We start from the raw sequence: 20,737 nt of genomic DNA on the forward strand, positions 1-20,737 counted from the left end.
AGCACGCCGATAGGGGAGCTCGACCGATGACACAGCCCGTCGACGCCCAGGCGCGGGCCCGGCTGGCCGCGCTGGTCACCGAGCTCGCGGTGGTGCACGGGCGCGTGACCCTGTCCTCGGGCCGCGAGGCCGACTACTACGTCGACCTGCGCCGCGCGACGCTGCACCACGAGGCGGGCCCGCTGATCGGGCGCCTCGTGCGCGAGCTGACCGCCGACTGGTCCTACGACGCGGCCGGCGGGCTCACCCTCGGCGCCGACCCGGTCGCCCTCGCCGTCATGCACGCGCCGGGGGCCCCGGTGGACGCCTGCGTGGTGCGCTCCGCGGCGAAGACCCACGGGATGCAGCGGCGGATCGAGGGTCCCGACGTCGCCGGGCGCCGGGTGCTCGCCGTCGAGGACACCTCGACCACCGGGGGCAGCGTGCTCACCGCGGTCGACGCGCTGGTCGAGGCCGGCGCGGAGGTCGTCGGCGTCGTCACGGTCGTCGACCGCGGGACCGGCGCCACCGAGGCCGTCGAGGCCCGGGGGCTGGCGTGCCGGTCGCTCCTGGGCCTCGCCGACCTGGGGCTGTGAGCCCCGACCGGCCCGCCGAGGACGAGCCCGGCCCGACCGAATGGCGCACCGGGCCCGAGCCGGTCGGCGTCGGACCCTGGCCGGGCGGGCCCGCCGCGTGGCCCGACGACCCCCGCTACGACCCCGAGCTGCTCGCCGGCGGGGACCGGCGCAACGTCGTCGACCGCTACCGCTACTGGCGGCGCGAGGCGGTCGTCGCCGACCTCGACGCGCGGCGCCACCCGTTCCACGTCGCCATCGAGAACCTCCACCACGACGCGAACATCGGCACGATCGTGCGCACCGCCAACGCGTTCGCCGCGGCCGCGGTGCACATCGTGGGGCGGCGGCGCTGGAACCGGCGCGGCGCGATGGTCACCGACCGGTACCAGCACGTGCACCACCACGCCGACGTCACCGCTCTGCTGGCATGGGCGCGGGGGGAGGGGCTGGGTGTCGTCGCGGTGGACAACGGCCCCGGCGCCGTCCCGCTGGAGACCGCGACGCTGCCCCGTCGCTGCGTGCTGCTGTTCGGTCAGGAGGGCGTCGGGCTGACCCCCGACGCCGCGGGCGGGGCGGACGCGGTGCTCGCGATCGCGCAGTTCGGGTCGACGCGGTCGATCAACGCCGGCGTCGCGGCCGGGATCGCCATGCACGCGTGGATCCGCGCGCACGCGACGAGCTAGCGCTCGAGGTTCCGGGTGTCGATGACCTGGGTGGGCTCGTCGGTGGCGCCGTCGATGACGTCCTCCGCGAGGCCCTGGGCGCCCAGCTTCTTCTCCCGGCGCGCCTTGATCATCTCGATCGCGATGGGGATCAGGGAGAGCGCCACCACGAGGATGAGCATCGCCTCGATGTTGTTCTTGACGAAGTCGAACTGCCCCAGCACGGCGCCCAGCAGCGTGACCCCGGCCGCCCAGGCGACGCCGCCGATGAGCGAGAACGTCAGGTAGCGGCGCGCGTCCATGCGCCCGACCCCGGCCATGACCGTGATGAACGTGCGCACGATCGGCACGAAGCGCCCGAGGACGATGGCGCGGTTGCCGTACTTGTCGAAGAACTTCTGGGTGCGCTCGACGTTCTCGCGCTTGAAAAGCCGCGAGTTCGGGCGGTCGAAGATGGCCGGGCCGGCCTTGAGCCCGATGTAGTAGCCCAGGGCGTTGCCGGCGAACGCGCAGACCACCAGCAGCAGGCACGCCAGCCACAGCGGGGCCTGGATCAGGCCGGTGACCGTCGCGAGCCCCGTGATGAACAGCAGCGAGTCCCCGGGCAGGAAGAAGCCGACCAGCAGGCCGCACTCCGCGAAGATGATCAGACAGACGCCGGCGAGGGCCCAGGGCCCGAGGCTCTGGATGATGTACTGCGGGTCCAGCCACTCGGGACCGAGGGCCTGGACCGTGGTCGTGGCGGCGCTGAGCGTGGGCGACACGCTCCAGAACCGTACGCGGCGCGCCTGGGAGCGGGCTCCGGGGTCACCCCGAAACGCCTGAGGGTGGGACCGTGTGAAGCCCGGGTCAGCCCGGGAGCCCGAGCGTCCCGACGGCGGCGAGCGCGCCGGCGACGGCCCCGGCGAGCAGGGCCATGCCCGACCACCACGCGATCCGCGCGGGCGTCCACGGCGCGGGGACGTCCCGGTCGGTGCCGACGGGGCGGGCCGCCGGGATCGCGCCGGTCGGGCCGGCCGGGGCGGGACGCGGGTGCGGCACGTTGGCCATCCCGGGCCGGGCGACGGGCCCCGAGGGCACGGGCGGTCCGGGACGCGCGGGCTGGGGCGGGCCGGTCCGGGGCCAGGGGCGCTCCCCGGTGACCGCCGTCGGGCGCGGAGCGGGGCGCGCGGGCGGCGGCCCGGGACGGCCCGTGGCCGGGAAGCCCGGAGCGGGGGTCGGCCCGGTCGGGCGCGGCGGTGCGGGGGGCACGACGGACGGGTCGGGCCGGGCCGTGGTCTGGGTGACGTCGGACGCGGCGTCGAGGTCGGCCTCCTCGGCTTTCCGGTTCCGCGTGAGCGGCCGGAAGCGGTCCCGCAGCCGGGAGCCCCCGGAGTCGGCGCCGGTGTCCTCGGCGGTCTGCTCGGCGGACGGCGGGGTCGACGTGCCACCGGGCGAGGACACCCCGCCGGCGGCGTGCGCGCGCAGAGCCTCGGCGAGCAGCCGTTCGTCGTCCATCCCGGGCGATGGTAGACGCGCACCCGGAGTCACCCCAGGGCCCGTCCGGTGACGTCGACGGGACTCGATCGGCGGTGGAGGAGTGCTCAGACGCCGCCGACGAGCTTGCCGATGGCCTCGAGGCCACGGCTCGCCGTCGACTTGACCGTGCCCTTGCTGATGCCGGTGGCCTCGGCGATCTCGGCCTCGGACAGGCCGCCGTAGTAGCGCAGGACCAGCACCTCGCGCTGCCGGCGCGGCAGCTTGCTCAGGGCGGACACCACGGCCTGGTGCTCCGCGGAGAGCATCGCGAGCGACTCGGCGGAGCGGGCGTCCGCGGTGTGCGGCGGCGTGTACTCCCGGGCCGTGCGGCGACGCCGCAGCACCGACCGGGACCCGTTGACCACCGCCGTGCGCAGGTAGCCCAGCGCCGCGTGCTCGTCACGCAGGCGGCCCCAGTGCCGGTGCAGCCCCGTGAAGGCCTCCTGGACGACGTCCTCGGCGGTCGCCGGGTCGTCGACGAGCAGCACCGCGAGGCGGACGAACCGCATCCGGTGCTCGCGGTAGAGATCCTCGAGCGTGCGCGGTGCCTCGTCGGGCCGGGTGGCGACCGGGCCGCCCGCCGGCGCCGGGCCCGGGAACCCGTCGGGCCGCGGGGGCGCCATGGGCGGCGCGGAGGGATGCGCCACCGACGCATCGGCGGGAGCGACCGCGTCGATCGCCCGCAGGCTGCCGAGCGTGCGCTCGACGGCGCTCTCGCCGGGGTGGGCCACGTCCTCGACGATAGCCCTTCACGACCTGTGGTCCCGGTGGGGACGGGGCCCCGGCCCGGCTCGGGATCACTGTCACCCGCGTGGCCCAGCCGGCCACCCGCGCCGCATCCGCGGCAGCAGCCGTGGGTCCGGCTCGGCTCACACCCCGACGACGCAGCGCCCGGACGGGCCGCTGAGTCATACTGCGCCGCAGCCCGCCGCCCGCAGCCTGCGGTGACCGGCCGTGTCGAGGAGCTCCTGGGAGGCACGACGATGCCCATCGCGACCCCCGAGGTCTACAACGAGATGCTGGACCGCGCGAAGGCGAACGCCTTCGCCTTCCCGGCGATCAACTGCACGTCCTCCGAGACGATCAACGCCGCGCTGCGCGGCTTCGCCGAGGCCGAGAGCGACGGGATCATCCAGTTCTCGACCGGCGGGGCCGAGTTCGGCTCGGGCCAGTCGGTGAAGGAGATGGTCACCGGCGCGAGCGCGCTGGCCGAGTTCGCGCACGTCGTGGCCGAGAAGTACTCGATCAACGTCGCGCTGCACACCGACCACTGCCCGAAGGACAAGCTCGACACCTATGTCCGTCCGCTGATCGCGATCAGCCAGGCGCGTGTCGACCGCGGGCAGAACCCGCTGTTCCAGTCGCACATGTGGGACGGCTCGGCGGTCGAGCTCACCGAGAACCTCGAGATCGCCCAGGAGCTGCTCGAGAAGGCCGGCAAGGCGAAGATCGTCCTCGAGGTCGAGATCGGCGTCGTCGGCGGCGAGGAGGACGGCATCTCCGCCGACATCGACGAGAAGCTCTACACCGCGCCGGGCGACTACGAGCGCACCGTCAAGGCCCTTGGCGGCGGCGAGAAGGGCCGCTACCTGCTCGCCGCGACGTTCGGCAACGTGCACGGCGTCTACAAGCCGGGCAACGTCAAGCTCCGCCCCGACGTGCTGAAGAAGGGCCAGGAGGTCGCCGCGAAGGAGCTCGGGCTCCCCGACGGCTCGAAGCCGTTCGACCTCGTCTTCCACGGCGGCTCGGGCTCGCTGCTCGAGGAGATCCACGAGGCCCTCGACTACGGCGTGGTCAAGATGAACGTCGACACCGACACGCAGTACGCGTTCACCCGGCCGATCGCCGCGCACATGTTCTCGAACTACGACGGCGTGCTGAAGATCGACGGCGAGGTCGGCGACAAGAAGGCCTACGACCCGCGCAGCTACAACAAGAAGGCCGAGGTCGCCATGGGCGAGCGGGTCACGACGGCCTGCGAGAACCTGCGCTCCACCGGGCAGTCGCTGAGCCGGTGACGCCCGGGAGAATGCCGGTATGACGATCCCGATGGGACCCGGTGCCGGGCGCGGTGACGGCCCTCTTGGCAACAACCTGCTCGGACCCCAGCCGACCTACCTCCCGGAGACGCCCGAGCCGGCGCGGCGGCTGGAGGACGGCGAGGACCCCGCGACGGTCGTCGCCGACTTCCCGACGTACTCGGCGGGATGGGCGACCCTCGCGGAGCGGGCCGAGGACGCGGGCGAGCACGTCACCGCGTACGCCTTCGCCCGCACCGGCTACCACCGCGGGCTCGACCAGCTGCGCCGCAACGGCTGGAAGGGCTTCGGCCCGGTGCCGTGGGACCACGTGCCCAACCAGGGGTTCCTCCGGGCCGTGGCCGCGCTCGCCAAAGCGGCGCGGGCGATCGGCGAGACCGACGAGGTCGAACGCTGCGTGCAGCTGCTCGACGACAGCGACCCGAAGGCCGTCGAGGCGCTCGGGCTCGCCTGAGCCCGGCCGGATCATGGGCGCCGGGGAACGGCTGCGCGGGATCGCCCGGTCCCGGGCCCGGCGCCTGCGCGACTCCGGCGTGCCGGTGCTGCAGTGCGCGCTCGCGGCCGGGCTCGCCTACCTCGTGGCGCGCGACGTCGTCGGCCACACCCAGCCGTTCTTCGCGCCGATCGCGTGCGTGCTCGTCCTCGGCGTCTCGCTGACCAACCGGCTGCGGCGCTCGGTGGAGCTCGCCGTCGGGGTGAGCGTCGGCGTCGGGGTCGGCGACCTCATCGTCGCGCTGATCGGTCCCGGCTGGTGGCAGATCAGCGTCGTCGTCGGGCTCGCGCTGCTCGCGGCGCTCCTGTTCGACGTCGGTGCCCTGCTGCTCAACCAGGCCGCGGTCTCGGCGGTGCTGGTCGCGACGCTGCAGCCGCCCGGCACGACGGCGGCCTTCTCCCGGTGGATCGACACCCTGATCGGGGCCGCGATCGGCCTGGCGATGGCCGCCACGCTGCCGTCGCACCCGCTCACCCGCGCCCGTCGCGGGCTCTCGGCGCTGCTCACCGAGCTCGAGGCCGCGCTGACGGGCACCGCCGACGCGCTCGACGCCGGCGACGTCGACGCCGCGGCGGCGGTCCTCGAGCGGGCCCGTGCCACGCAGGGTCGGGTCGACGCCCTGGTCGACGCGGTCGACGCGGGCTTCGAGATCACGGCGATCGCGCCGCTGCGGCGCCGGCACCGCGGGGAGCTGGCGCGGATCCGGGCGGCGGTCCGGCCGGTCGACCTGGCGCTGCGCGACGCCCGCGTGCTGGCCCGCCGCGCGCACGCCGCCGTGCGGGACGGGGAGCGCCCGGACCCGGAGCTGGTCGCGGTCCTGCGCCGTGTCGCGGACGGCGTCGCGGAGCTGCGGGGCGAGCTGACGCGGGGCGAGTCGACCGACGGGGCGCGCAGCGCGCTGCTCGACGCCGTCGGGCTGGTGCCGGCGCACGGGGGCGGTTACTCGGCGGACGTGGTGCTCGCCCAGGTCCGTTCGCTGCTCGTGGATCTCCTCGACGCCGCGGGGATGGACCGCGGCGAGGCGGTGGCGGCGACGACCAGCACCCGGCGGGGCCGGGACGAGGGGTGACGGCGGCTCAGGACGCGCGGGGAAGCCGGAGGGTGTCGGGGTCGTCGATCGCGCCCGCGGCGGGTCCGTCGGTGGCCGGCTGAGCGGTCCCGGGGACGAGGGCGAGGGCCGGGACCGGGGTGGCGCTCGGGGCCGGGGTCGCCGGCCGGGGCGTGTGGGCGCGGCCCTCGGGCCGGACGTGGGTGGCGTGTGCCTCGAACCGCTCCAGCAGACACGCACCGATCATGAGCACGATCGGGAGGAGCACCACCACCGCGAGCATGGAAGTGGCGTACCCCGGTGGCGCGGCGCCATGCGTGATCGTCGACGGATAGGCACGGACGGTGGCTGAGTGGTCGCACTGTGCAGTCGACCGGCCGACCGTCGGGCGGGGCGCCGTCGATCGTACGGAGCCGTCCGGTCACCGCACGCCGCGCTCACGGTCGGGCGAGCAGCCAGTCCTCGGTGTGCCGGTACCAGCTGCGGCGCGGCACCGGGCGGTCGCCGGGCACGCCGTCGCGCGTGATCGTCACGGGCGGCCGGCACCCCAGCTGTGCCGCGCGCCCCGACCGCGTCACGACCCGCCCCGGCCGCAGCCCCGCGAGCCGGCGGGGGCCGGTGACGGCGACGGCGACCCCGCCCGCCGGGTGCGGGGCGACGACCACGCCGGCGGCGTCGCCGCGGATCAGGCGCTGCTCGTCGCAGTAGATCTCGCCGTGGAGCGCCCCGGCCTCGTGGCGCCCGACGACGAGCCCGCCGTGGTCGTCGCGCACGAGCGGACCGGGGCGCGCCGCGGCCTCGCGGGCGACGGACAGCGCGATCCCCGGCTCGGTCGGCAGGCCCCACACCGCCGCCGCGGGTGAGCCGGGCGCGGGCAGCAGGGCGAGCTCGACGCCGAGACGCTCACGGCGCAGCAGGCGCACGAGCACGGCGGCGAGGGCGGCGTCGTCGCCGGCCACGACGAGGCGGGCGCCGTCGGGGAGCCCGTCGAGCAGGGGATCGACGTCCCCGCGGGCGGGCAACGCGGGCAGGGCGAGGGGCCCGAGATCGTCGATCAGCGACGCCCACCGGGTCCGGGCGGCGTCCCCGCAGGTCACCGCGCGCGTCGGGACCCCCCGTGAGGACGAGACGGCGGACACCCGTGGACTACCCTTCCGATGCACGGGGCGAGCCCGTCCTCCCTGTGCGCGTCTTTCGATGTCGAGGTCAGGGAGTGTCACATGCCGGCCATCGTCCTCATCGGCGCCCAGTGGGGCGACGAGGGCAAGGGCAAGGCCACCGACATCCTCGGTGAGCAGGTCCAGTGGGTCGTGCGCTACCAGGGTGGCAACAACGCTGGGCACACCGTCGTGCTCCCCGACGGCCAGAACTTCGCGCTGCACCTCATCCCGTCCGGCATCCTGACGCCGGGTGTCACCAATGTGATCGGCAACGGCGTGGTGGTCGACCCCGGCGTGCTGCTCGAGGAGCTCGCGGGCCTGGAGGCCAAGGGCGTCGACACGGCGAAGCTCCTGATCTCCGCGGACGCGCACGTGATCATGCCGTACCACGTGGCCATCGACAAAGTGACCGAGCGCTTCCTGGGCAAGTCCCGGATCGGCACGACCGGTCGCGGCATCGGCCCCGCCTACCAGGACAAGGTCGCGCGGGTCGGCGTGCGGATGCAGGACCTGCTCGACGAGAAGCTGCTGCGCGAGAAGGTCGAGGCAGCGCTCGAGCTCAAGAACCAGGTGCTCGTCAAGATTTACAACCGGCGGGCGCTCGACGTCGACGAGGTCGCCGACACCGTGCTGGGCCACGCCGAGGGCTTCGCCCACCGCATCGCGGACACCCGCCTCGCGCTGCACCACGCCCTGGAGCGCGGCGAGACCGTCCTGCTCGAGGGGTCGCAGGGCACGCTGCTCGACGTCGACCACGGCACCTACCCGTACGTGACCTCCTCGAGCCCGACGGCGGGCGGGGCGGCCGCCGGCTCCGGGATCGGCCCGACGCGCATCGGCCGGGTCATCGGCATCCTCAAGGCCTACACCACCCGCGTCGGCTCCGGTCCGTTCCCGACCGAGCTGTTCGACGCCGACGGCGAGTACCTGCGCAAGGCCGGCGGCGAGTTCGGCGTGACGACCGGGCGCAGCCGCCGCTGCGGCTGGTTCGACGCGGTGATCGCGCGCTACGCGGTGCGCGTCAACGGCCTCACGGACCTGTTCCTCACCAAGCTCGACGTGCTCTCCGGGCTCGAGAACGTGCCGCTGTGCGTCGGCTACGAGGTCGGCGGGCAGCGGGTCGACGAGATGCCGATGCGGCAGTCCGACCTCACCGAGGCGACGCCGGTCTACGAGACGATGCCCGGCTGGTTCGAGGACATCTCGGGTGCGCGCAGCTTCGCCGACCTGCCGCAGCGGGCGCGCGACTACGTCGAGCGGATCGAGGAGCTCGCGGGCGCACCCGTCTCGGCGATCGGGGTTGGGCCGGGCCGGGACGCCACGGTCACGCGGGACGTCGGGGTGTGATCCCCCGGTAGAGTGGTGGAGGTGGGCGCCTGCGAACACCTCCTCGTCATCGGCACCGAGGGCATCACCTCGGACCCGCTGCCCGATGCCGTCGCCCGTGACGGCGAGACACTGATCTGTCCGGACTGCCGCGCCGAGGGCTACACCGCCTGGGCGCACCTGCGGAAGTGCCTCGACTGCGGGCACGTCGCGTGCTGCGACTCGAGCCCGTACCGGCACGCGTCGAAGCACCACGAGGACACCGGCCACGCCGTGATGCGCTCGCACGAGCCGAACGAGACGTGGCGCTGGTGCTACGTCGACCGGCGGCTCGCGCCGTAGGTCAGGGTGGTGGCGTCACCGCGGCGAGCGCGGTGTCGGGGTCGTCGCTGAACACCGCGTCGACGCCGAGCCCCACGTACTGCCGGTACTCGGCGAACGCGTCGCCGTAGGTGTCGGCGGGCGCTCCTGCCCCGTTCCCACCCGCCCCGCCGCGCCGCAGGCCGGCGGGCAGGAACTCGTTCTCGTTGCGGAACGTGAACGGCATGACGCGCAGGTTCACCGCGTGCGCGTCCCGGAGCAGCGCGGTCGGCGGGCCCGCCGCGTCGTCGGGACCGAGCGGCACGATCCACTCCTTGCTCGGGCCCAGCCAGGTCGCATAGCCGGCGACGTCCCGCAGCCCCGCCGGGGTGAGCAGGGCGTCCGAGGTGCGCGGGTCGCCCGCCGCGGCGAGGTCGGCGGGCCGCGTCCCGGCTGCGTCGACGAGCTGCAGCAGGGGGCAGCCGACCTGGGCCTTGAGGGCCCGCAGGTTCGCGGTCTCGAACGACTGGATGATCACGCCCGAGTCCACGCGATCCCGCCCGCGGCGGCGCAGCGTCTCGACCATCGGGGGCTCGACGGGCAGGCCGAGGCTCGCGAAGTACGTGGAGTGCTTGACCTCGGGCAGCACCCCCACCGGCCGGTGCAGCTCGGCGGCGAGCCGGTCGAGGACGTCGAGGACCTCGTCGAACGTGAGGATCTCGTACCGGCCGTCGTAGAGCGTGTTGTGCGGGCGGGTCTGCGGGATGCGCTCGACCGCGCGCAGCGTGCGCAGCTCGGCGAGCGTGAAGTCGGTGGTGAACCACCCGGTCGCCGGCGTCCCGTCGATCACCTTCGTGGTGCGCCGCGACGCGAACTCGGGGTGGCGGGCGACGTCGGTGGTGCCGCCGATCTCGGGCTCGTGGCGGGCGACGAGCGCGCCGTCGCGGGTGGGGACGAGGTCGACGTCGACGGCGTCGGCGCCCATCCGGATCGCGAGCTCGTACGACGCCGCCGTGTGCTCGGGGCGGTAGCCGGACGCGCCGCGGTGCCCGACGACCAGGATCCGCGACGGTTCGGTCGGCGCCGTCCCGGCGGGACCCGGGGACGGGGTCGGCTGCGGGCCGCCGGGCGTCGTCGTGGGGCCCGCCGGAGCCGCGGTGGGCGGAGGTGTGTCGGCGCACCCGGCGGCGAACGCCCCCGCCGCGGCCAGACCGCCCCACAGCGCCGAGCGACGGGACAACGCGAACGGAACCGACCCCGGCATCGTCATCGGCCGCAATATCCCGGGTCCTCCTCCGCTCCGCCACCGGTGCTCCCCGACGCCGGGGTGAACGGCGGGGGGTCGCCGGGGGTCGGCGGGAGTCGGCGGGGTCCGGGGTGGGCGTGTTGTTCGAGCAATGCGGCTTTGCTGGCGTCTGACGCCAGGATCGCCACATCCTCGCCGCGCGACACGCCGTGGCCGTCCGTGCGGCGGATCGACGCCGGGCACCGCCTGGCGCTCGGCGACGTCCCCGTAGCGTGTCGGGCGTGCGCGTCCTGGTCATCGGCTCCGGAGCCCGCGAACACGCCCTGCTGCTCGTCCTCGCCGGCGACCCGCAGGTGACCGCCCTCGCCGCGGCCCCCGGCAACGCGGGCACGGCGGCGCTGGCAGAGCACCCCGGTCTCGCCGACCCCTCCTCGGGCGAACAGGTCGTCGCCCTCGCTCGATCCTGGCGCGCCGACCTCGTCGTCGTCGGCCCCGAGGCCCCGCTGGTCGCGGGCGTGGGCGACGCCCTGCGCGACGCCGGCATCCTCTGCTTCGGCCCGACCGCCGCCGGGGCACGCATCGAGGGCTCGAAGGCCTTCGCCAAGGACGTCATGGCCGCGGCCGACGTGCCGACCGCCCGCAGCGAGGCCGTCGACAACCCGGGTGACCTCGACGCCGCGCTCTCCCGATTCGACGCGCCGTGGGTGGTCAAGGACGACGGGCTCGCGGCGGGGAAGGGCGTGCTCGTCACCTCCGACGTCGAGGCCGCACGACGCCACGCCGCCGCGGTGCTCGAGAACGGCCACCCCGTGCTGCTCGAGTCGTTCCTCGACGGCCCCGAGGCCTCGCTGTTCTGCGTCGTCGACGGCACCTCCGTCGTCCCCCTGCTCCCGGCGCAGGACTTCAAGCGCCTCGGTGACGACGACGCCGGCCCCAACACGGGCGGGATGGGCGCCTACGCCCCGCTGCCCTGGGCGCCGGCGGGCCTCGTGGACGAGGTCGTCGACACGATCGTCACGCCGGTCGTCACCGAGCTCGCGGCCCGCGGCACCCCGTTCTCGGGCCTGCTCTACGCCGGGCTCGCGCTGACCTCGTCCGGGCCGCAGGTGATCGAGTTCAACTGCCGCTTCGGCGACCCCGAGACCCAGGTCGTGCTCGCCCTGCTGCGCAGCTCGCCGTCCTCGCTGTTCCTGGCCGCCGCGACCGGGCGCCTCGCCGAGGAGCCGGCGCCGGCCTGGTCGGACGGCGCCGCGGTCACCGTCGTCGTCGCCGCCGAGGGCTACCCGGGCGCCGTCCGGACCGGCGACGTGATCCAGGGCGCCGACGGGCCCGGCGTCCTGCACGCGGGCACGCGCCGACGCGACGACGGTGCGGTGGTCTCGAGCGGTGGCCGCGTGCTGTCGGTCGTCGGCACGGGAACGGATCTCGACGCCGCCCGCGCCGACGCCTACCAGCGCCTCGCGGCGGTCCACCTCCCCGGCGGGCACCACCGCACCGACATCGCCCGCGACGCCGCCGCGGGGCTCGTCGCGATGCCCGTCCGGGCCTGAGGGCGAGTTCTCCCGAACCGCACCACCGGCGCGTCGCGCCGACCTAGTCTCGCCGGCATGCCCGACCTCGTCCTCGGCGCGGCGGCCCTCGAGCAGGCGCGCACCGGCTTCGCCACCGAGGCCCGCCGCGTGCCGGCGTCGGCGGACCACCTCGCCGTGCCCGCCGGCGGCCTCGGCGACCTGGACTCGGCCGGGGCGATGCTGGGGGCGCTCGACGAGGTCGTCCGGGTGCTCGGCGGCGAGCTCGCGTCGGCGGGGGCCCGTCTCGACGGTCTCGACCGCGCCCTCGACGCCGCGATCACCGCGATCCGGTCGAGCGACCGCGACGCCGCCGTCAGCCTGTCCGCGGCCTGAGCTCGTGGCCGCCTTCGACGCCGTCGGTGCCCTGGCCGCCGAGCCCGGCGGGCGGGAGCTCGGCGAGCTCCTCGCCCGCGTGCAGCGGATCGACCCCGAGGTGCTCCTCGGGATGGGGCGCGGGCTCGCGGCGATGGCCGACGGGGTGCAGGGGTCGCTGCGCGCGCTCGGCCGCCATGGCGACGACGTGCGCCGTGCCTGGCAGGGCCGCGGCGCGGACGCGCTGACCGGCTACCTGGACGAGTTCGGACGCGCGGGCACCCGGACCCTCGACACCGAAGCACGGATCCGCGCCCGCGTCGACGCCGCCGGTCAGGAGCTCGCCGGCCTGCGCCACGAGGTCGACGCGCAGGTCTCCCGCGCCCTCGACGCCGCGCGCGCCGCCCGCGCCGAGGCCCTTGCCGACCCCGCGCGCGCCCCGATGGCCGACCAGCTCGCGGCCGCCGCGATGGCCGAGCCGACCGCGGCGACCCGGGCGGCGCTCGCCCGCGCCGAGACCTCGCTCGGCGACGCCGCGACGGCGCTGCGCCAGGTGGTGGCCGAGGCCTCCGCCTTCTCCCGTCTCGCCACGCCGGACGCGCGGCCCATCGCCTCCGTCGGTGCGGATCGCTCGGGCTGGATCCCTGCCGAGTCCGGCTTCGGTCGGGGGATCGCGACGGTCCCGGCGGCGGAGAGCGGTGGTCAGGGGATCGACCTCGCCGGTGGTGACGACTCCGGCGACTTCACCGACACGTCGTCGCTGGACGGTTCGTCCTCCGGCTCGGGTTCCGACCCTCGGGTTCCGACTCGGGCTCGGGTTCGGACGCGGGTTCGGACGCGTCCGGCTCGTCGTCCGGGGACTGCGGCGACTCGGGCAGCGGCTCCGGGGGCGACTCCGGGGGTGGAGATGCTTCGGATTCCGGAGCATCAGGGTCGGGTGACGGCGGTTCAGCGGGCGGGAACTCGACGAGCACGGACTCGACGGGTGGAGACTTGACGGGCACGGATTCGACCGGCACCGGCGACGCAGACGCTTCGGATCCCGGAGCATCGGCGTCGGGCGATGGGGGTTCGACGAGCGCGGACTCGACGAGCGGCGACTCGACGAGCGGCGACTCGACGAGCGGCGACTCGACCGGTTCGAACGATGCGGACGCTTCGGTTTCCGGCGCATCTGACGCAGGAGTCGACTCGACCGACTCCGACGCCACCGCGGGTAGCTCGGCTGATTCCGGACCCGACGGCGCCGGAGATACCGCTGACTCGCGCTCGGACGCCTCGGACTCCGGCTCCGGCGCAGACGCCTCGGAATCGGGCTCGGAATCGGGCTCGGACTCGGACTCAGGATCGGGCTCGGACTCCGGATCGGGCTCGGACTCCGGATCGGGCTCGGATGCGGGCTCGGACGCGGGCTCGGACGCGGGCGACGCAGGCGACGGCGGCGCGGACGACGGCGATGCGGACGACGGCGATGCGGACGACGGCGACTCGGGCCCAGGAGACGCGAACGACACCGACTCCTCCGGTTCGGACGCCGGGTCAGACGATGACTCGGGAGACGATCGGGGCGCCGACGACCGGCAGGAGGACGACGACGCCGGAGGCGCGGTGACGGGAGCGTCGACCGGCGGCGACTCCGGAGGACCAGCGGCCACGCCGACCGGCGGCCCGGAGGGTCAGGTCGGGGACTGGATCCGCGAGGCGCAGGCCGTGCTGCAGGCGAAGGGCGTCCCGATGGACAAGATGGACCCCGACGACATCGCGACGATCATCGATCACGAGTCCGGCGGCGACCCCGAGGCGATCAACAACACCGACTCCAACGCCGCGAAGGGCACGCCGTCCCAGGGGTTGATGCAGACGATCGGCCCGACGTTCGACTCGTACAAGCTCGACGGGCACGACGAGATCACCGACCCGATCGACAACATCATCGCCGGGGTCCGGTACGCGATCGACCGATACGGGTCGGTGTCGGAGGTGCCGGGGGTCGAGGCGGTCGCGCGGGGCGACGCGTACGTCGGCTACTGAGCGCGTGTCAGGGTGGTGCGGTGACGACTCTGGCGCGGCTCGGGCCCGCGGCGCGGGCGATGGTCCCCCCGTTCCACGTGATGGACGTCTGGGCGGCGGCCGGGGAGCGCGCCCGCACGCACGGCGACCTCGTCAACCTCTCGGCCGGCCAACCCTCCACGCCTGCGCCCGTCGACGTGCGCCACGCGGCGGCGCGCGCCCTCGACGAACAGATCCTCGGGTACTCCGGCTCGCTGGGGACCCCGGAGCTGCGCGAGGCGATCGCCGCCCACCACCGCACCCGCTACGGCGACGCGACGGTGCAGGCGGAGGACGTCGTCGTCACGACCGGCGGGTCGGGCGGCTTCCTGCTCGCGTTCCTGGCCGCGTTCGACGCCGGCGACACCGTCGTCCTCGCCCGGCCCGGCTACCCCTGCTACCGGAACATCCTCGCGGCGCTGGGGTGCGAGGTCGTCGAGCTGCCGTGCGGGGAGGAGACGCGCTTCCAGCCGACGGTGGCCATGCTCGAGGAGCTCGACAGCCTGCCGAAGGGTGTCGTCGTCGCGAGCCCGGCCAACCCGACCGGCAGCGTCATCGAGCCCGACGAGCTGGCGCACCTCGCCCGCTGGTGCGACGAGCACGGCGTCCAGCTGATCAGCGATGAGATCTACCACGGGATCGAGTACGGGGACGCGCCGCCGACGGCGAGCGCCTGGAGCACCTCGCACGAGGCGGTCGTCGTCACCTCGTTCTCGAAATACTGGTCGATGACGGGGTGGCGGCTGGGCTGGCTGATCGTGCCCGAGCGGCTGCGGCGCGCCGTGGACGTGATCGCCGGGAACTTCACGGTCTGCCCGCCGGTGCCGGCGCAGTACGCGGCGCTCGCGGCGTTCACCCCCGCGTCGATCGCCGAGGCGGACGGGCACGTCGAGCGCTACGCGCTCAACCGCCGCCTGCTGCTCGACGGGCTCCCGCAGCTCGGGCTGACGCGCCTGGCGCCCGCCGACGGCGCGTTCTACGTCTACGCCGACGTCGCCCACCTCACCGACGACACCCTCGCGTTCGGGAAGCGGATCCTCGACGAGACCGGCGTGGCGGTCGCCCCGGGCATCGACTTCGACCCGATCGACGGGCACACCTGGATCCGGCTGTCGTTCGCCGGGGCGACCGAGGACCTGCGCGAGGGCCTCGACCGACTCGGCCGCTGGATCCCGACGCTCTGAGGCACCCGGCCGCGGCGGGCACTACGTTCCGCCCATGGAACCCGAGGGCGAGGCCCGGCTGGAGGCCTGGGAGCGGCGCACCGACTACCCGCTCACCGGCCTCGCCGTGGTGTACCTCGCGGTCTACGCCGTGCAGGTGCTCGCCACCCGCCCCGGCCAGGTCGGGTGGTGGTGGCTCGACGTCGCGCTGTGGGTGGTGTGGGCGCTGTTCGTGATCGACTACGTCGTGCGGATCGCGCTCGCCCGCCGCCGGGTGCGGTTCGTCGTGCGCCACCCCATCGATCTCCTCGTGGCGCTCGCGCCGTTCTTCCGCTTCCTGCGCCTGCTGCGGCTGGTCGCCGCGATCTCGGTGCTGGGGCGGGTGCTGCGCGACGACTTCCGCGGGCGGGTCGGCAGCTACCTGATCGTCTCCGTGTCGCTGCTCAGCGTCGTCGCGGCCCTCGGCGTGTACGAGGCGGAGCGCGACGCGCCGGAGGCGACGATCGTGACGTTCGGCGACTCGCTCTGGTGGGTGCTGACGACGATCACGACCGTCGGCTACGGCGACCTCTCACCGGTGACGACCGAGGGCCGCCTCGTCGCGGCCGGGCTCATGCTCGCCGGGATCGCCGTGCTCGGCACCGTGACCGCGGCGATCGCGACGTGGTTCCTCGACCAGGTCGGGGCCCAGGACGCGTCGGAGGCGGTGTCGGCCCCGGGCGGGGATCCGGCCGGGGCACGGCACGACGAGCTGCTGGCCGAGCTGCGCCATCTCCGGGGCCGGCTCGACGCGCTCGAGGCCGAGCGCCGACCCTCGGAGTCCGCGCCCGGCTGAGCCCGTCGGCGTGTCGTCCCGGTGAGCGTGTGGCGATCCTGGTGTCACATGCCAGGAAAGCCGCATTGCTCGAACACGCCGACCCCGTGCTACGCCGACGTGGAGGCCGGGGCGGGGATCGCGGCGGCGCGGTCGAGGGCGGTCTCGATCATGGTGTCGTCGACGTCGCGGTGGGTCACGAACCGCACGCCGGGGCCGAAGGGCACGGCGCGGACGCCGGTGTCGGCGAGGGCGGCGACGAGCGGGCCCGGCGCGGGCGTCGGCACGAGGACGATGTTCGTGTCGGGCGCGATCACCGGCCAGCCCAGCGCCTGCAGGCCCGCGGCGAGACGGGCGGCGCGGCGGTGGTCGTCGGCGAGGTCCTTGCGCTGGTCGAGCGCCACGAGCCCCGGGGCGCCGAGGACGCCGCCCTGGCGGATGCCGCCGCCGAGCATCTTGCGCAGCCGCCAGGCCCGGTCGACGAACGCCGCCGAGCCCGCCACCAGCGAGCCGACCGGCGCCCCGAGGCCCTTGGACAGGCAGACGCTGACGGTGTCGACGCCGGCGACCAGCGCCGAGGGCGGCACGTCGAGCGCCGCCGCGGCGTGCCAGAGCCGCGCGCCGTCGAGGTGCACGGCCAGTCCGGCGTCGCGGGCGGCGGCGACCAGGGCGCGGTGCTCGTCGACCGGGGTCACCGCCCCGCCGGCGCCGTTGTGGGTGTTCTCGAGGCACAGCAGCGACGTCCGAAGCCCGAAGTAGGGCCCGGCCCCGCCTGCGGCGCGCACCACGTCGGCCGGTGTCGGGCGCCCCGGCCCCGCGGAGTGCTCGAGCGGCGCGGGCAGCCCGCCGGCGAGCCAGGCCGACGTCCCGAGCTCTGCCTCCAGCACGTGGGCGCCCACCGGCGCCAGGAACCTGTCACCGCGTGTCAGGTGGTGCATGAGCGCGATGGCGTTGGCCATGGATCCGGTCGGCGTCCACAGCGCGGCCTCGACGCCGAGGAGGTCGGCCACGTGGTCCTGCAGCGCGGCGAGGGTGGGGTCGCCGTCGAGGACGTCGTCGCCGACCTCGGCGCCCGCCATCGCCTCGCGCATGGACGGCGACGGCCGGGTGACCGTGTCGGAGCGCAGGTCGATCGTCACTTCGGCAGCTTCACCACCGAGACGAAGAAGTCGTCGATCTGGCGGATCACCTGGATGAACCGCTCGAAGTCCACCGGCTTCGCGACGTAGGCGTTGGCGTGCAGGTTGTAGCTGCGCAGGATGTCCTCCTCGGCCTGCGAGGTGGTCAGCACGACGATCGGGATGCTGCGCAGCGACTCGTCGTTCTTGACCTCCTCGAGCACCTCCCGCCCGTCCTTCCGCGGCAGGTTGAGGTCGAGCAGGATCAGCCCCGGGCGCGGGGCGTCGGCGTGCTCGCCCTCGCGGCGCAGGAAGGCGAGCGCCTCGACGCCGTCGGAGACCACGTGCAGCTGGTTGCGCAGCTTGTGGTGCTCGAAGGCCTCCTGGGTCATGAGGACGTCGCCGGCGTCGTCCTCGACGAGCAGGACGTCGATCTCGGTGATCGGATCGGTGTCGGTCACGGGGACTCCTCGGCGGGGCCGGTGGGTGCGGACGGATCGGGCATGTCGGGCAGGACCGGGAGGGCCACGACGAAGGTGGTGCCCGGTGGCGCGTGCGGCTCCAGCCACATCCCGCCGCCGTGGTGCTCGACGATCTTGCGACACATCGCCAGCCCGATGCCGGTGCCGGGGTAGGCGTTGCGGGCGTGCAGTCGCTGGAAGATCACGAAGATCCGCTCGGCGTACTCGGGGTCGATCCCGATGCCGTTGTCGGCGAACCGCAGCAGCCAGCGGTCCGGGTCCTCCGGGTCGCGCTCGGCGTCGACGCGCAGCCGGGGCGGCTCGTCACCGCGGAACTTCAGCGAGTTGCCCAGCAGGTTCTGGAACACGGTCGTGAGCAGGGCCGGCGCGCCGAGCACCGACGGCAGCGTGCCGTGCTCGACGACGGCGCCGCTCTCCTCGAGGGCGCCCGCGACGTTCTCGGTGGCGCGGTCGACGAGACGGTCGAGGTCGACGACCTCCATCGAGTCGCCCTGGCGCCCGACGCGGGAGAACGCGAGCAGGTCGTTGATCAGCACCTGCATGCGCTTGGCGCCGTCGGAGGCGAACTCGATGTACTGGTCGGCGCGCTCGTCGAGCTGGCCCGCGTACCGGCGCTGCAGCAGCTGGCAGAAGCTCGCCACCTTGCGCAGGGGCTCCTGGAGGTCGTGCGAGGCGACGTAGGCGAACTGCTCGAGGTCGGAGTTGGAGCGGGCGAGCTCCTGGCTCCGCAGGTCCAGCTCCTGGCGGGCTCGTTCGGTGTCGGCGAGCTCGCGGACGATCAGCACGCGCATCGCCTCGACGTCCTCGGCGAGCTCGGTGATCTCCTTCGGCCCGGCGGCGAGGACGTGGTGGTCGAGGTCGCCGTCGACCACCTCGCGCACCTCGCGGGCCAGCCGGTGCGTCGGCACGACCACCACGCGGCGCAGCCACAGCAGCAGGGCGGCGACGCCGAGCGCGAGGCCCAGCACGGTGACGACGCCGAGGACGGTGAGCGTGGTCGCCGCGCCGCCGAGGGCGCTGCGGGCCTCGTCGCGCAGGGCGAGCAGCCGGCCGCGCTGGGCGTCGAGGGCGCCCCGGACCCGGTCGAACGCGGCCTTGCCCACCTCCGGGGGCGGCGGCGCGGCCCCCCGCGCGAGCGCGTCGACGGTCGGGTCGGCGTAGACCGCGCGCCAGTTCGCGGTCGCCGACTCGACGGCCGCGAGGTCGGCCAGCGCCTCGGGCTGGGTCGTCTCCAGGGCCCGCATCGCCGGGATCAGCCGCGCCTCCTCGGCGCGGCCCTGCTCGTAGGGCAGGAGGAAGTCCGGGGTCCGCGCCAGCGCGTAGCCGCGGATGCCGGTCTCCTGGTCGACGGTGGCCGCGTCGAGCTGCTGGGCGGCGACGAGCGCGGGGCCGATCTGGTCGACCAGCTCGACGCGCCGGTCGTCCAGCGCCGACAGCCCGACCGCGCCGACGATCGCCGCGATCACCAGGAGCACCGCCAGCACGGCGCCCGTGACCGCGAGGATGCGGTCCAGGGACCAGCGCCCGAGGCCCGCCCGGACCCGGCTGCGGGGCCGCGGCCCGGGGCGTGCCGGTCCGGAGGGTCCGTCCTCGTCCGTGACGGCGGGGGCGGCGTCCGAGCTGGTCGTCGGCGCGCTCACCGGTCGGACACCAGCAGGACGGCGGCCACGTCGTCGGTGCGCGCGGTCGACAGCGCCCGCACCTGCTCCATCACGCCGTCCAGCATCGCCCCCGGGTCCTCGCGCCAGGGCGGCGGGCCCGCGGTGGCCTCCTGGAGGAGCGTCTGCAGGCCGTCGGTCCACAGCACGTCGCCCGACGCCTGCCGTCCCTCGATGAGCCCGTCGGTGTAGAGCAGCAGCGCCCACTTCGACGGGAGCTCGACCTCCAGCGGCTGCCATCCGTGCTCGGCGCCGATGCCGATCGGCAGCCCGAGCCGCTCACTGGAGAGCATGCGGGTGTCGTGGCCCTCGCCGACCAGGACGGGCGGCGGGTGGCCGGCCAGCCGCAGGGTCAGCCGCCGGCGGGTGGGGTCGATCGTCGCGGCGGCGAGCGTGGTGAACAGCGTGGGGTGGTCGCGCTCGCTGACGAGCAGCTCGTGCATCGTCGGCAGGACCCGGTCGGGGTCGATCCCGCTGAGCACCAGCGTCCGCCAGGCGATGCGCAGGCTGACCCCGAGCGCCGCCTCGTCCGGCCCGTGCCCGCAGACGTCGCCGATCACCGCGTGCAGCGAGCCGTCGGGGCCCTCGACGACGTCGTAGAAGTCGCCGCCGAGCAGCGTCTGCTCGGTGCCCGGCTCGTAGCGGGCGAGGATCCGGATCTCCGGGTCCGACAGCAGCGGCGAGGGCAGCAGGCCCCTCTCCAAGCGAGCGTTCTCGTCGGCGCGCAGCTGGGCGTCGCGCAGCGCGCGGCGCACCCGGTCACTGCGGCGACGCTCGACGGCGTAGCGGACCGAGCGGGCGAGCGCGGGGCCGTCGACGGCGTCCTTGACGAGGTAGTCCTGGGCGCCGACGGCGACGGCGTCCGCCCCGAGCTTCTCGTCGCGGCGCCCGGTGAGCACGAGGACGGCGGGGCCGTCGACGTGCAGGAGGCGGCGCAGGCCCTCGAAGTCGTGCGCGTCGGGCAGCGCGAGGTCGAGCAGGACGCAGTCGGGTGTCTCGACGCCGTCGCCGACCCCGACGAACGCCTCGAGCGATCGCTCGGCCTCGGCGAGGGAGTGCGCCCGCCGCAGGTCGACCGCGAGCTCGGCATCGGCGAAGTGCTCGGTGACGAGCATGGCGTCGGCGTCGTCGTCCTCGACGAGCAGCACCCGCAGTGGCACGGACGCGTCCGGCTCGACCGGTTCCATGCGCCCTCCTCCCCGGCTCCGGGCCTGCTCACGG

General features: G+C 74.9%; 23 protein-coding genes. 13 read left to right on the plus strand and 10 right to left on the minus strand.

The features are described from left to right. Positions 1-26 precede the first annotated feature (26 nt). The gene (gene pyrE, locus QSK03_RS10980) at positions 27-575 is read left to right on the plus strand and encodes an orotate phosphoribosyltransferase (RefSeq protein WP_285651526.1); all 549 of its coding nucleotides are present in this window, start codon (positions 27-29) and stop codon (positions 573-575) included. Further along, complete coding sequence (locus QSK03_RS10985) at positions 572-1,240, plus strand: TrmH family RNA methyltransferase (protein ID WP_285651528.1); 669 nt, start codon at positions 572-574, stop codon at positions 1,238-1,240. Before pyrE ends, QSK03_RS10985 begins: the two co-directional genes overlap by 4 nt. On the opposite strand, the gene QSK03_RS10990 is transcribed toward QSK03_RS10985, so the two are convergent. The 3 genes from QSK03_RS10990 to QSK03_RS11000 all read right to left on the minus strand — a co-directional run bounded on the left by QSK03_RS10990 (position 1,237) and on the right by QSK03_RS11000 (position 3,360). Continuing rightward, positions 1,237-1,983: a DedA family protein gene (locus QSK03_RS10990; protein WP_285651531.1), complete on the minus strand. Its 747-nt coding sequence runs from the start codon at positions 1,981-1,983 to the stop codon at positions 1,237-1,239. The genes QSK03_RS10985 and QSK03_RS10990 overlap by 4 nt on opposite strands. Positions 1,984-2,068: 85 nt before the next feature. After that, the gene (locus tag QSK03_RS10995) at positions 2,069-2,716 is read right to left on the minus strand and encodes a hypothetical protein (protein ID WP_285651533.1); all 648 of its coding nucleotides are present in this window, start codon (positions 2,714-2,716) and stop codon (positions 2,069-2,071) included. Positions 2,717-2,802: 86 nt separating this feature from the next. After that, positions 2,803-3,360, minus strand: coding sequence for a SigE family RNA polymerase sigma factor (locus QSK03_RS11000; RefSeq protein WP_460379062.1), 558 nt, complete (start codon positions 3,358-3,360; stop codon positions 2,803-2,805). A 360-nt stretch (positions 3,361-3,720) separates the two neighbouring features. Between QSK03_RS11000 and fbaA the strand changes: the two genes are divergently transcribed. From fbaA to QSK03_RS11015, 3 genes are read left to right on the plus strand one after another with little or no spacing between them, the layout of a single operon-like run. Continuing rightward, a complete protein-coding gene (gene fbaA / locus QSK03_RS11005; protein WP_285651537.1) occupies positions 3,721-4,755 on the plus strand; it encodes a class II fructose-bisphosphate aldolase in 1,035 nt (344 codons plus the stop codon). A gap of 19 nt (positions 4,756-4,774) precedes the next feature. After that, positions 4,775-5,230: a DUF3151 domain-containing protein gene (locus QSK03_RS11010; RefSeq protein WP_285651539.1), complete on the plus strand. Its 456-nt coding sequence runs from the start codon at positions 4,775-4,777 to the stop codon at positions 5,228-5,230. 13 nt (positions 5,231-5,243) lie between these two features. Then, entirely contained in the window at positions 5,244-6,338 is a 1,095-nt protein-coding gene (locus QSK03_RS11015; protein WP_285651541.1) for an FUSC family protein, read from the plus strand. A 7-nt stretch (positions 6,339-6,345) separates the two neighbouring features. On the opposite strand, the gene QSK03_RS11020 is transcribed toward QSK03_RS11015, so the two are convergent. Together QSK03_RS11020 and QSK03_RS11025 are read right to left on the minus strand one after the other, a co-directional pair. Then, positions 6,346-6,600, minus strand: a complete 255-nt coding sequence (locus tag QSK03_RS11020) for a hypothetical protein (RefSeq protein WP_285651546.1) — start codon at positions 6,598-6,600, stop codon at positions 6,346-6,348. A 154-nt stretch (positions 6,601-6,754) separates the two neighbouring features. Then, complete coding sequence (locus QSK03_RS11025) at positions 6,755-7,414, minus strand: hypothetical protein (RefSeq protein WP_285651548.1); 660 nt, start codon at positions 7,412-7,414, stop codon at positions 6,755-6,757. A 123-nt stretch (positions 7,415-7,537) separates the two neighbouring features. Between QSK03_RS11025 and QSK03_RS11030 the strand changes: the two genes are divergently transcribed. Both QSK03_RS11030 and QSK03_RS11035 read left to right on the plus strand, forming a co-directional pair. Further along, a complete protein-coding gene (locus tag QSK03_RS11030; protein ID WP_285651550.1) occupies positions 7,538-8,824 on the plus strand; it encodes an adenylosuccinate synthase in 1,287 nt (428 codons plus the stop codon). Positions 8,825-8,845: 21 nt separating this feature from the next. Continuing rightward, on the plus strand, positions 8,846-9,145 hold the full coding sequence (locus tag QSK03_RS11035; RefSeq protein ID WP_285651552.1) for a UBP-type zinc finger domain-containing protein: 300 nt from the start codon (positions 8,846-8,848) through the stop codon (positions 9,143-9,145). A gap of 1 nt (position 9,146) precedes the next feature. On the opposite strand, the gene QSK03_RS11040 is transcribed toward QSK03_RS11035, so the two are convergent. Continuing rightward, entirely contained in the window at positions 9,147-10,373 is a 1,227-nt protein-coding gene (locus QSK03_RS11040) for a glycerophosphodiester phosphodiesterase (RefSeq protein WP_285651555.1), read from the minus strand. A 257-nt stretch (positions 10,374-10,630) separates the two neighbouring features. Between QSK03_RS11040 and purD the strand changes: the two genes are divergently transcribed. The 6 genes from purD to QSK03_RS11070 all read left to right on the plus strand — a co-directional run bounded on the left by purD (position 10,631) and on the right by QSK03_RS11070 (position 16,279). Further along, complete coding sequence (purD, locus tag QSK03_RS11045) at positions 10,631-11,899, plus strand: phosphoribosylamine--glycine ligase (protein ID WP_285651558.1); 1,269 nt, start codon at positions 10,631-10,633, stop codon at positions 11,897-11,899. 57 nt (positions 11,900-11,956) lie between these two features. Continuing rightward, positions 11,957-12,253 carry a hypothetical protein gene (locus QSK03_RS11050; protein ID WP_285651561.1) on the plus strand — a complete coding sequence of 99 codons (297 nt, stop codon included), beginning with the start codon at positions 11,957-11,959 and terminating at the stop codon, positions 12,251-12,253. Positions 12,254-12,257: 4 nt separating this feature from the next. Next, on the plus strand, positions 12,258-13,229 hold the full coding sequence (locus QSK03_RS11055; RefSeq protein ID WP_285651564.1) for a WXG100 family type VII secretion target: 972 nt from the start codon (positions 12,258-12,260) through the stop codon (positions 13,227-13,229). A 611-nt stretch (positions 13,230-13,840) separates the two neighbouring features. Then, positions 13,841-14,263, plus strand: coding sequence for a transglycosylase SLT domain-containing protein (locus QSK03_RS11060; protein ID WP_285651570.1), 423 nt, complete (start codon positions 13,841-13,843; stop codon positions 14,261-14,263). 59 nt (positions 14,264-14,322) lie between these two features. Next, a complete protein-coding gene (locus QSK03_RS11065; protein WP_285651743.1) occupies positions 14,323-15,465 on the plus strand; it encodes a pyridoxal phosphate-dependent aminotransferase in 1,143 nt (380 codons plus the stop codon). A gap of 34 nt (positions 15,466-15,499) precedes the next feature. Then, complete coding sequence (locus QSK03_RS11070; RefSeq protein ID WP_285651572.1) at positions 15,500-16,279, plus strand: potassium channel family protein; 780 nt, start codon at positions 15,500-15,502, stop codon at positions 16,277-16,279. An 89-nt stretch (positions 16,280-16,368) separates the two neighbouring features. Here the strand turns inward: QSK03_RS11070 and QSK03_RS11075 are convergent, their stop codons facing one another. The 4 genes from QSK03_RS11075 to QSK03_RS11090 are packed head-to-tail and all read right to left on the minus strand — an operon-like array spanning position 16,369 to position 20,703. Next, positions 16,369-17,397, minus strand: a complete 1,029-nt coding sequence (locus tag QSK03_RS11075; RefSeq protein ID WP_285651573.1) for a threonine aldolase family protein — start codon at positions 17,395-17,397, stop codon at positions 16,369-16,371. Then, on the minus strand, positions 17,394-17,837 hold the full coding sequence (locus QSK03_RS11080) for a response regulator (RefSeq protein WP_285651576.1): 444 nt from the start codon (positions 17,835-17,837) through the stop codon (positions 17,394-17,396). Before QSK03_RS11080 ends, QSK03_RS11075 begins: the two co-directional genes overlap by 4 nt. Further along, complete coding sequence (locus QSK03_RS11085; protein ID WP_285651579.1) at positions 17,834-19,498, minus strand: sensor histidine kinase; 1,665 nt, start codon at positions 19,496-19,498, stop codon at positions 17,834-17,836. Before QSK03_RS11085 ends, QSK03_RS11080 begins: the two co-directional genes overlap by 4 nt. Continuing rightward, positions 19,495-20,703, minus strand: a complete 1,209-nt coding sequence (locus QSK03_RS11090) for a PP2C family protein-serine/threonine phosphatase (RefSeq protein ID WP_285651581.1) — start codon at positions 20,701-20,703, stop codon at positions 19,495-19,497. Before QSK03_RS11090 ends, QSK03_RS11085 begins: the two co-directional genes overlap by 4 nt. Between the last annotated feature and the right edge of the window lie 34 nt (positions 20,704-20,737).

It is taken from the genome of Actinomycetospora sp. NBRC 106375 (genome assembly GCF_030269665.1).
Lineage (GTDB): Bacteria > Actinomycetota > Actinomycetes > Mycobacteriales > Pseudonocardiaceae > Actinomycetospora.